Below are 8189 nucleotides of genomic sequence, written 5' to 3'. Positions count from 1 at the left end.
GTTCGCTGCGCGGGGACGGCCGTTTCGGCCGCCCCGTTCGGCGTTCCTCGGAGGCGCCGGGCCGCCCGCGCCTGGTGCGCGGGCGGCCCGCATTGCTCGCATCGTTCACGGCTGCCGTCTCACTCGTCCTCGGGAACCTGCGCGGCTCCGAAATCCTCGCAGGCGACACCGTCGTTGTCAGCGTCCAGGTGCGGTGCGTACCCGGGCTCGCCTTCCTTGATGGATTCCTGCCCGGCGTCGCGAGCGGCGTCGCAGTTCTGGTACAGGGAGTCCTCCGGAGCCTCCGGAGCCTCCGGAGCTCTGAAGTATTCCTCGCATCCGACGCCGTCACTGTCGCGGTCGAGGTGCGGGCCGAACCCGTACTCTTCCGGTGTCACCGGCGCCGCCCCGGCGTCGCGGGCCGCGTCGCAGTTCTCGTATTCGAACGCCTGATCCGCCGCGGCCGACTGCTCGCCGGTGTCCTCCATCGGCGGATCGGCTGCGGTGCCGTCCTGGTCGTCCGACTCCTGCATCGGCGGATCGGCTGCGGTGCCGTTCTGGTCGTCCGACTCCTGCATCGGCGGATCGACTGCGGTGCCGTTCTGGTCGTCCGACTCCTGCATCGGCGGATCGACTGCAGTGCCGCCTCGGTCGCCCGACTCCTCCGTCATGGATTCGTCGCCCGCGTCGAGCGGTTGGAAGTCGACCAGTTCGACGTGGTGGGTGACTTCCCGGTCTTGCGTTCCTCCTGCGGTGGCGGGCGTGATCGCGATGACTCCCAGGACGAGCGTCATCACCCCCGCTGCTTCGAGCAGCGCCCGAGGCAATGGGCGTCTGCGGTGAGAGAGCTCTTTCTGTCGTCCGTTGTGGACTGACGATGAGGACGGTGAATGCATCACTACCTCCAATAGCATCGCTTTCGTGCTATTCGACGACCCCTTCGGGATCCTCCTTAGACAGGATATCGGCGGCTCGGCCCGGGCACTCGAGATCTGCATTCGCCGACCCGGCCCCTGGTCGCGAAGGGGAATCGGCGCGTTCCGATCGCTTCCGGCACAGGACGATCGTGCCGAAAACCACCAAACAACGCGCCGATCAGCAGCGAATCTAGAGGACCACGCCCTCGATCTCGAAGGTCTGCACCGTGTTCGCCGGGAACGACCGGGCGAAGCGCTTGGACGCGACCTGCGTGTCCGTGTACCGCGCGTACCGCTCGGAGCCGCCGGTCTGGGTCGACCAGCGCGTGACCGTCCCGTTGGGGACCGTGGCGAACCGCGAGAGGTCGTAGGTGATCGTCTGCGCCGTGCCGTAGTTGGTGGTGACGAGCACGAGGCGCCGCGCGCCCGCATCGTAGGCGGCGACGGTGTTGGCCTCGCCGCCGTCGATGATCCGCATGCCGGGCCGGATGTGGCGGGCGTACTGGGCGTACACGAAGTACTAGGCGTTCGCGGAGCCGAGCGAGCCGGTCTCGTTGTTCGCCTCGATGAGGCCCCAGCCGCCGCCGTCGAGGACCTGCCAGTAGCACCAGGCTGTCGGGTGGAGCCAGCGGAAGTCGAGGTTGAGGTTGCGCGCCAGGCGCATTCCGGTGGCGTCGTTCTCGCCGTACTCGGAGTTCCAGAGCTTCTTCCCGGCGGCGCTGACGGCGCTGTACACGGAGTCGCGCCGGCCGTTCTCATACTGGTAGCCGTGGACGTTGACCTTCGCGATCTTGCCCTTGGCGGAGCTCGTGAGCCCGTTCCAGGTGCTCACGGCCTGGTCGTACAGGGACTCGTCGGAGGCGGTGATGGGCATCCACGAGAGCCCGCGGTTGTTCAGCTCCGTCCGCAGGTGGTCGATGACGATCGACTGGGTGGCCACGGAGAAGTGGCAGCCCTCCTGGGTGCCGGTGGCCGTCCACCAGTTCGCGATGGGCTCGTTGAAGGGATCCACGTAGTCGAAGTCGACGCCCCAGTTGTCGTGCGCGTACTTCGCGACGGTGGCCATGTAGACGGCGTGCTGCTGCCGGTTCCACGACTGGAGGTTGTCGGCGTTGCCGTCCGCGCCGCCGGAGGGGTTGTGGTTCGCGCACATCCACCACATCGGCGAGTTCGAGAACAGCTCGAAGATGTTCGCGCCGCGGTCGCGGGCCTTCCACATGAGGTTGCGCTGGGCGCTGTCGACGTTCCAGTTCCAGCTCGCGGAGGCGGGGTCGCTGGAGTTCCAGTCGGTCCAGTAGCCCTCGATCTGGCGCGAGCGCATCATGTTCGGCGAGACGACCATGCTCTCGCCGCCGATGGCGTTCCACGAGCACGCGCCCGCGTTGTAGCGCACGATGTTCATGCCCAGGCCGGGCAGGGTGGCGCCGCCGAAGGCGACGCTACCCCGGGTGAACATGATGTCCGCGAGGTCGTTGCGGTTGCCGAAGGCCTTGCCCCACCAGGCGAGCGAGGTGCCCCAGCCTTCCCAGGTGCCCCAGTTCACGCTGGGGTTGACGGTGGTCGAGTAGTCGGCCTGCGCCGCGCCGGGCGCGGCGAGGGCGCCGAGCGAGCCGGCGCCGGCGGCGGAGATGAGGGTGCGTCGTCGCATGAGGGCCTCCAGAGGGTCGCGATGCCTCCGATGATGGCACCGGGCATCGAGAAAGTCAACTCCTTCGATAAAGGATGAGAATAAGCCCGCCACCCCCTGTTCGTCACTTTCCGTGACAACTCGCGGACTCCTGTGCGACGGTGGAGGGCGGATCGCGACAAGGGAGGTCAGTGATGACGGAGAAACGCGCTGCGGCCGAGTTCAAAGACGACGGCCCGCTCGCCAGCGACCAGGGCAAGACCGTGATCGCCGACCAGGTGGTCGCCAAGATCGCCGGGATCGCCACCCGCGAGGTCGAGGGCGTCCACCAGCTCGGCGGCTCCGGCAGCCGCGCCGTCGGCGCCCTCCGCGAACGCATCCCCGGCTCCCGCACCAACTACGGCCAGGGCGTCTCCGTCGAAGTCGGCGAACGCCAGGCCGCCGTCGACCTCGACGTCGTCGCCGAGTACGGGGTCGCCATCGCCGACCTCGCCGCCGGCGTGCGCCGCAACGTCATCGCCTCGGTCGAGCGCATGACCGGCCTCGAAGTCACCGAAGTCAACCTCACCGTCCACGACGTGCACCTGCCCGACGAGTCCGACGGCGAACCCGAGGGCGAACCGCGGGTCGAATAGCCCGGTCGCGACAGCACCGGGCCCGAGCACGCAGCCGAGGAGCAGGGCCGAGGAGATGCCGAACGACGACTTCGCCGCCGACGCGGACGCCATCGCCGCCGCCGTCCGCGACGCCCCCGGCGTGAGCGGCCTGCACGGCGGCGTGCAGGGCGAGATCGCCGTGCTGCTGCCCGGCCGCCGCATTCCGGGCCTGCGCCTGGGCGACACCGCCTGCGAGGTCCACGTCGCCGTCGAATGGGACGCCGACATCCCGCGGACCGCCGCCGCGATCCGCACGGCGGTCGCACCGCTCGCCGGCGGGCGGCCCGTCATCGTCACCGTCGAAGACGTGGACGAACCGAGGAAAGAGGACAGACCATGAAGGCTTCCTTCGCCGGCCTGGTGGCCGGCCTGCTGCTGGCGCTGGCCGTCATCGGCGGCGGCTTCACCGGGTTCCTGCTCGCCGTCGTCCTCGGCGCGATCGGCTTCGCCGTCGCCGGGAAGCTCAGCGGCGAGGTCGACGTCCTCGAGCGCTTCCGAGGCCGCCGTGACTGAGGACGCCTTCAGCCTCGCCGACCTCCCCGGCACCGGAGCGGACCGGTCCCCCGAATCACGCGGCGAACTGCGCCTGGCCGACGCCGCGGTCGCCCACATCCTCGAAGGGGCCGCGCTCGCCTGCGCGGGCACCGCCGCCTCGCGCCGCCCGCGCGCCCGCGCCACCGTCAAGCACGGCCGGATCTGGGCCCACCTGGACGTGGGCGTCGTCTGGCCCGGCCCGGTCGGCGCCGTCTCCCGCGACCTCACCGCCCGCGTGCGCGCCGAGACCGCCCGCATCACCGGTTACGACATGGCCGCCCTCGACGTCGTGGTCCATCTCGTCGACGCCCCCAGGCAGGCCGAGCGGAGGGTTCTATGAAGGTCCGCGATCCCCGCCGCACGCCCGCCGCCGCCTGGCCCGCGGTCATCGCCGCGCTCCTGCTCGGCGGTTTCGCCGTGGTCCTCGGCCAGCACGCCGCGGCCGAGCTGGGCTGGATCGGCGCCGACTCGTGGCTGCGCACTGCCTTTGCGTCCCTTGACGACGCGCAGCCCTCGGTCTGGGTCCTCATCGCCGGGATCGCCGCCGCCCTCATCGGCCTGTGGTTCCTCATCGCCGCGTTCCTGCCCGCCCGCCGCAGCCACCTGCCCGCCGACGGGCCCGGCGACCTCTGGGTCTCGCCGCGCGTCGTGGAGGCGCTCGCCTCGGACGCCGCAGGGCGCGCCCCCGGCGTCCTCCACGCCCACAGCGAGCTGCGCCGCCGCCGCCTCAAGGTCAAGGCCCTGCTCGCGCCCGGCAACGAAGCGGCCGTCGCCGACATCATGGAAGCCGTGGGCGACCGCCTGGACGGGCTCGCCGAACTCGAAGTCGCCGTGCAGGCCAAGGAGGCGAGCCGATGAGGAGACCCGTGGCCGACCGCCCCGCTTCCGCCGTCATCGGCCTGCTGCTCCTGGCCGCGGGCGCGGCCGTGATCGACTGGCGCTTCGACCTCGCCGGCGTGTGGAACCGGATCGAGACCGACGAAGTGAACACCACTGTGGAGGCCGACTGGTTCGCCTGGGCCGCACTCGCAGCCGCAGTGGTGCTCGCGGTCCTCGCGCTCTGGTGGCTCATCGCGCGGCTCCCGCGCCCCACCGAAGGCCGGGTAGCCCTGGCCGCCACCGGCTCCGACCGGATCGACTTGGACGTGCGCTCCGTCGCGCCCCGCCTGCGCACCGACCTCGAACGGAACGCGCCCGTCGACCGCGTCACCAGCCGCCGCTTCGAAATCCGCGGCGGCCAGCTCGTGTCCCTCCACGCCCACGTCGACCCGCGCGCCGACGGCGCCTCGCTCATCAACGCCGCCAACGCCATCACCGAATCGGTCGCGACCGCCTTCCCCGACGGCGAGGTCACCGTCCGCGTCATCGTCGACGGCCCGAAGCGCGCCAAGGCCCGCCGCACGCCCCGCGTCCACTAGCACGATTCACCGCCCCCAGCCCGGGTACCCACAGTGGATCGGACCGCCCCCTTCGCGGTCCCCTGACACCGAGGAGGCGCCATGAGCGCGTCGTACACGGGACTGCTGGCCGGGATGCTCCTGGCCCTCGCGATCGTCGTCGGACAGGCCATGGGCGTCCTGCTCGTGCTGGTCCTCGGCGGGCTCGGGTTCGTCGCCGGCGCCCTGCTCAGCGGCGAGAGCCGCTCGTTCCGCCGCTACCGGCGCGGACGCCGCTGACACGGGTAGGGTGGGGCCGTCATCGACCGAAAAAGGGGTTTCACGTGAGCGTCAGCGTGCTGTTCATCGGCGGTACCGGCCGCATCTCCACCTCCTGCGTCCGCGAGGCCGTGCGCCGCGGCATGGACGTCACCGTCCTCAACCGCGGGCGGACCTCCGAGCGGACCCTCCCGCCCGAGGTCGCCCTCCTCACCGGCGACGCCAACGACCCGCAGTCCGTGCGCGAGGCCCTCGCCGACCGCACCTTCGACGCCGTCGTCAACTGGGTCAACTTCACCCCCGAGCAGGTCCAGCGCGACATCGACCTGTACGCCGACCGCACCGGCCAGTACCTGTTCATCAGCTCCGCGAGCGCCTACCAGACCCCGCCCGCGCGCCTGCCCGTCACCGAGTCCACCCCGCTGCGCAACCCGTTCTGGCAGTACTCGCGCGACAAGATCGCCTGCGAGGACCTCCTCGTCAAGGCCTACCGCGACAACGGCTTCCCCGCCACCATCATCCGGCCCTCGCACACCTACGACGAGACCATGCTGCCCTTCGACGGCGGCTACACCGTGCTCGACCGGATGCGCTCGGGCAAGCCCGTCGTCGTGCACGGCGACGGCACATCACTGTGGACCATCACGCACGCCCGCGACTTCGCCGTCGGCTTCGCCGGCCTCCTCGGCCGGGACGACGCCATCGGCGAGGCCTTCCACATCACCGGCGACGAGGCCCCCACCTGGAACCAGATCTTCGGCTGGGTCGCCGAAGCCGCAGGCGTGGAACCGAACCTCGTCCACGTCCCCAGCGACGCCATCGCCGCCGCCGACCCCCGCTGGGGCGCCGGCCTCCTCGGCGACAAGGCCCACTCGATGGTCTTCGACAACGCGAAGCTCAAGCGCCTCGTCCCCGAGTTCGGGCTCGGTGCGACCCCGTACAGGCTCGGCGCCCGCGAGGTCGTCGCCTGGTACGACGCCCACCCCGAGCACCAGACCGTCGACGCCGACATCGACAAGACCATGGACCGGCTGGCCGAGGCCTACGCGCCCCGGCCGATCGACTAGTCGCCCACCAGCTCCCAGCCGTCGGGCTCGAGGTCCGCGTCCTCGCACAGCAGGGCGCGGCCCTCGCGCACCCGGACCTTCTCGACGTACACGCCGCGGCCCTGGTAGTTCGGGTCGCTCGTGTACCGCCACCGCACCCGCGACGTCCCTTGCGGCAGCACCGCTTCCGCGTCGATCCACTGCCGTCCCGCGAAACCCGAGAACACGCCCTCGACACGCCAGCAGTGGTCCTCCGTGCGCAGGTCCAGCGGCACCGCCGTCCACACCGCACCGTCCGGGCTCGCCTCGAGCACGCCCACATCGGTCGCCTCGGTGTCGTACCAGAGCTTGAACGAGGCCTTCGCCCCCGAGACCGCCCGCGGCAGCATGCCCGTCAGCGTCGCGGTCGCGGCGTCGGCCTGACCCGCGTACCAGGCCCGGTCCTTGATCCGCACCGGCACGGCCCGGCCCATCGGGCGGCTCGCCGCCCGCCGGTACGCGCTCGCCGTGCCCCGGTTCCGCGTCGGGTGCACCCGGTTCGTCAAGAGCACGAGCAGCGTCCCGGCGAGCGGGTCGAGCACGAGCGACGTCCCGGTGTACCCGGTGTGGCCCACCGTGACCGGCGAGCTCATCGCGTCCATGTACCAGCGCTGGCCGAGCTGCCAGCCGAGGCCGCGCGCGGCGCTCTCGCCCATGCCGGCGTTCATGTCGGTGAAGACGAGCCGCGCGGTGTTCTCGGTGAGGACCTCGGTGCCGTCGTGCCGGCCGCCGTTGAGGATCATCTGGCCGAAGACCGCGAGGTCCCAGGCGGTGGCGAAGACCCCGGCGTGCCCGGCGACGCCGCCGAAGGCCCACGCGTTCTCGTCGTGCACCTGGCCGTGGACGACGCTCCGGCCGGTCCACGGCTGGAACTCGGTGGCGGCGGTCCGGGCCCGGTCGACCGGGTTGTACCCGGTGTCCCTGAGCCCCAGCGGTTCGCAGATGATCTCGTCCACGAGCACGTCGAGGGGCTTCTCGGCGACGATCTCGAGGATCTTGCCGAGCACGATCAGGTTGAGGTCGGAGTACTCGTACCCGCTGCCGGGCGGTCTGCGCAGGGGGCGGGCGTAGATCGCCTCCATGCGCGACTGCTCGTCGGGGAGGTCGTACAGGTTGATGAACGCGATCATCCCGGAGGTGTGGGACAGCAGGTGCCCCAAGGTGATCGGGGTCTTCTGCGGGTCGAGCGCGTCGAAGTCGGGCAGGTAGTCGACCACGGGCAGTTTGAGGTCGATGCGGCCCTCGTCCATGAGCGCGCCGGTGACGGTGGCGGTGAAGAGCTTCGAGATGGAGGCCAGGTCGTAGACGGTGTCGCGGGCGGCGGGCAGCAACTCCTCCCGGGGCAGTTCGACCGCGGTCTTCGTCGCCTCGTCCCAACCTGAGTAGCGCAGCCGGTGGCCGCCGGCGGCGTGTTCGACGACGACGCCGTCACGCGCCGCGAGCACGGTGTAGCCGGGGAACGCGGGGGCCGGCCCCTCCATGAAGGCGTCGAGGCCGGGGGCGATGCGGGCGATGTGGGCGGGCGTGAGCCGGGCTTCGCGGCAGGATCCGTACCGCAGTCGTGCAGGGGTTTCAGGGAAGGTCACGTCGTAGGGGCCGGCCGTTGGCGGGCCGGTGAGTTCGGGCATTGAGGGGATCTCCTCGGCGTTGGCGCGGGAGGCGAACGCGAGCGCCAGCGCCGCCCCCGCCGCGCCCCCGAGCATGGTTCGACGCTGCATTCGTGTCTCCTGGTTATC

12 protein-coding genes are annotated in these 8189 nt (G+C 71.1%); 8 read left to right on the top strand and 4 right to left on the bottom strand.

Going from position 1 to position 8189, the window contains the following annotated elements; all coding sequences use genetic code 11:
* Positions 1 to 119: 119 nt before the first annotated feature.
* The 3 genes from O2L52_RS06720 to O2L52_RS06710 all read right to left on the bottom strand — a co-directional run bounded on the left by O2L52_RS06720 (position 120) and on the right by O2L52_RS06710 (position 2544).
* Entirely contained in the window at positions 120 to 773 is a 654-nt protein-coding gene (locus O2L52_RS06720) for an excalibur calcium-binding domain-containing protein (RefSeq protein ID WP_270114581.1), read from the bottom strand.
* A 313-nt stretch (positions 774 to 1086) separates the two neighbouring features.
* Positions 1087 to 1410 (bottom strand): hypothetical protein, encoded by a 324-nt coding sequence (locus tag O2L52_RS06715; RefSeq protein WP_270114580.1) that lies wholly within the window; start codon positions 1408 to 1410, stop codon positions 1087 to 1089.
* 6 nt (positions 1411 to 1416) lie between these two features.
* On the bottom strand, positions 1417 to 2544 hold the full coding sequence (locus tag O2L52_RS06710) for a glycoside hydrolase (RefSeq protein WP_270114579.1): 1128 nt from the start codon (positions 2542 to 2544) through the stop codon (positions 1417 to 1419).
* A gap of 173 nt (positions 2545 to 2717) precedes the next feature.
* Between O2L52_RS06710 and O2L52_RS06705 the strand changes: the two genes are divergently transcribed.
* The 8 genes from O2L52_RS06705 to O2L52_RS06670 all read left to right on the top strand — a co-directional run bounded on the left by O2L52_RS06705 (position 2718) and on the right by O2L52_RS06670 (position 6435).
* Positions 2718 to 3158, top strand: a complete 441-nt coding sequence (locus tag O2L52_RS06705; RefSeq protein WP_270114578.1) for an Asp23/Gls24 family envelope stress response protein — start codon at positions 2718 to 2720, stop codon at positions 3156 to 3158.
* A gap of 55 nt (positions 3159 to 3213) precedes the next feature.
* Complete coding sequence (locus O2L52_RS06700; protein WP_270114577.1) at positions 3214 to 3519, top strand: Asp23/Gls24 family envelope stress response protein; 306 nt, start codon at positions 3214 to 3216, stop codon at positions 3517 to 3519.
* Positions 3516 to 3692 carry a hypothetical protein gene (locus O2L52_RS06695; protein ID WP_270114576.1) on the top strand — a complete coding sequence of 59 codons (177 nt, stop codon included), beginning with the start codon at positions 3516 to 3518 and terminating at the stop codon, positions 3690 to 3692. The genes O2L52_RS06700 and O2L52_RS06695 overlap by 4 nt, the downstream gene beginning before the upstream one ends.
* Positions 3685 to 4053 carry a hypothetical protein gene (locus O2L52_RS06690; RefSeq protein WP_270114575.1) on the top strand — a complete coding sequence of 123 codons (369 nt, stop codon included), beginning with the start codon at positions 3685 to 3687 and terminating at the stop codon, positions 4051 to 4053. The genes O2L52_RS06695 and O2L52_RS06690 overlap by 8 nt, the downstream gene beginning before the upstream one ends.
* Complete coding sequence (locus O2L52_RS06685; protein ID WP_270114574.1) at positions 4050 to 4571, top strand: DUF6286 domain-containing protein; 522 nt, start codon at positions 4050 to 4052, stop codon at positions 4569 to 4571. Before O2L52_RS06690 ends, O2L52_RS06685 begins: the two co-directional genes overlap by 4 nt.
* Positions 4568 to 5131 carry a hypothetical protein gene (locus O2L52_RS06680; protein WP_270114573.1) on the top strand — a complete coding sequence of 188 codons (564 nt, stop codon included), beginning with the start codon at positions 4568 to 4570 and terminating at the stop codon, positions 5129 to 5131. Before O2L52_RS06685 ends, O2L52_RS06680 begins: the two co-directional genes overlap by 4 nt.
* 81 nt (positions 5132 to 5212) lie before the next feature.
* Positions 5213 to 5389 carry a hypothetical protein gene (locus tag O2L52_RS06675; RefSeq protein ID WP_270114572.1) on the top strand — a complete coding sequence of 59 codons (177 nt, stop codon included), beginning with the start codon at positions 5213 to 5215 and terminating at the stop codon, positions 5387 to 5389.
* Positions 5390 to 5433: 44 nt separating this feature from the next.
* On the top strand, positions 5434 to 6435 hold the full coding sequence (locus tag O2L52_RS06670) for an SDR family oxidoreductase (RefSeq protein WP_270114571.1): 1002 nt from the start codon (positions 5434 to 5436) through the stop codon (positions 6433 to 6435).
* Here O2L52_RS06670 and O2L52_RS06665 read toward each other — a convergent pair.
* Positions 6432 to 8171 carry a serine hydrolase domain-containing protein gene (locus O2L52_RS06665; protein WP_270114570.1) on the bottom strand — a complete coding sequence of 580 codons (1740 nt, stop codon included), beginning with the start codon at positions 8169 to 8171 and terminating at the stop codon, positions 6432 to 6434. The two genes, O2L52_RS06670 and O2L52_RS06665, sit on opposite strands and share 4 nt — an antisense overlap.
* Positions 8172 to 8189: the final 18 nt, after the last annotated feature.

The sequence above is a fragment of the Glycomyces algeriensis genome, assembly GCF_027622855.1.
In the GTDB taxonomy this organism is placed as follows: domain Bacteria; phylum Actinomycetota; class Actinomycetes; order Mycobacteriales; family Micromonosporaceae; genus Glycomyces; species Glycomyces algeriensis.
Note: the sequence above shows the minus strand (reverse complement) of the source record. Positions and strands in the feature narration are given on the sequence as shown.

Coding starts and splice junctions, on each gene's coding strand:
- O2L52_RS06720 (WP_270114581.1), bottom strand. CDS start 773: ATGACGCTCGTCCTGGGAGTCATCGCGATCACGCCCGCCACCGCAGGA.
- O2L52_RS06710 (WP_270114579.1), bottom strand. CDS start 2,544: ATGCGACGACGCACCCTCATCTCCGCCGCCGGCGCCGGCTCGCTCGGC.
- O2L52_RS06705 (WP_270114578.1), top strand. CDS start 2,718: ATGACGGAGAAACGCGCTGCGGCCGAGTTCAAAGACGACGGCCCGCTC.
- O2L52_RS06700 (WP_270114577.1), top strand. CDS start 3,214: ATGCCGAACGACGACTTCGCCGCCGACGCGGACGCCATCGCCGCCGCC.
- O2L52_RS06695 (WP_270114576.1), top strand. CDS start 3,516: ATGAAGGCTTCCTTCGCCGGCCTGGTGGCCGGCCTGCTGCTGGCGCTG.
- O2L52_RS06685 (WP_270114574.1), top strand. CDS start 4,050: ATGAAGGTCCGCGATCCCCGCCGCACGCCCGCCGCCGCCTGGCCCGCG.
- O2L52_RS06680 (WP_270114573.1), top strand. CDS start 4,568: ATGAGGAGACCCGTGGCCGACCGCCCCGCTTCCGCCGTCATCGGCCTG.
- O2L52_RS06675 (WP_270114572.1), top strand. CDS start 5,213: ATGAGCGCGTCGTACACGGGACTGCTGGCCGGGATGCTCCTGGCCCTC.
- O2L52_RS06665 (WP_270114570.1), bottom strand. CDS start 8,171: ATGCAGCGTCGAACCATGCTCGGGGGCGCGGCGGGGGCGGCGCTGGCG.